Genomic DNA, 942 nt, shown 5'->3' with positions numbered 1-942 from the left:
CCTAAGAGTCTGTCCGGGATCATGCTGTTTTTTGGCAGAGCTTTCGCAGCATGAGGCGGATTGAGGCGAGGCGCAAGAACGCCAATGCCTTTCGGTTGAGGCACTCCCAATCCTTGGCCAAACGGCGGCAGCGGTTGAGCCAGGCGATGGTGCGTTCGACGATCCATCGCTTGGGCAAGATCGCAAAACTCTTTGCTGTATCGGAGCGCTTGACGATCTCGACGTCGATTTGCCGGAGGATTTTGCGAACGGCGGACTGAAAGATCGGCCCCTGATAGCCGCCGTCAGCATAGAGCTTCAGCAGGAATGGATGCAGGCCAAACAGCGTGGCCATCACCAGCACCCCACCGTCACGATCCTGGATGTCCGCCGAATGCACGAGGGCGTGGAGCAGCAAGCCTTGAGTATCGGCTAGGATGTGGCGCTTCTTGCCCTTGATCTTCTTGCCCGCATCGTAGCCATGCGGGTCGATCCACGCCCCCCTTTTTCCGCGCTCTTGACGCTTTGACTGTCGATGATGGCGGCGCTCGGGCTGGGTTCTCGGTTGGCCAATTCTCGACATTGTACATAGAGCGCGTGATGGATGCGGTCGAGCGTGCCGTTCCAAGCCCACAAGTCAAAATAGTCGTGCACCGTGCTGCGTGGCGGCAGGTCCTTCGGGATCGCTCGCCATTGGCAACCGGTGCTCAGCACATACATCAGGCCATTGATCACCTCGCGCACATCGACCGTGCGCTTGTTGCCGCCTCGCTTGGCTGGCGCAATCAGCGGCTCCACCAACGCCCATTCCTCATCAGTCAAATCGCTTGGATAGCGTAGCCGGCTTCGGTCGTAACGACCGCGGTTCTCCTTCGTCCACATGGGCGCCCCTTCGAATCGGACCGCCACCCTTGAATCATAAATGATTCCGATGATTCAAGATGTTCCCGGACAGACACTAAG

1 protein-coding gene is annotated in these 942 nt (G+C 58.5%); it reads right to left on the bottom strand.

Annotation, left to right across the window (positions count from 1 at the left end):
• Positions 1–19: 19 nt before the first annotated feature.
• A protein-coding gene (locus IVA81_RS07160) for an IS5 family transposase (protein ID WP_247314170.1) occupies positions 20–861 on the bottom strand; the annotation gives its coding sequence in 2 pieces (ribosomal slippage) (positions 20–489 and positions 489–861; 843 coding nt in all).
• Between the last annotated feature and the right edge of the window lie 81 nt (positions 862–942).

The sequence above is a fragment of the Bradyrhizobium sp. 141 genome, from assembly GCF_023074055.1.
GTDB lineage: Bacteria > Pseudomonadota > Alphaproteobacteria > Rhizobiales > Xanthobacteraceae > Bradyrhizobium.
Note: the sequence above shows the minus strand (reverse complement) of the source record. Positions and strands in the feature narration are given on the sequence as shown.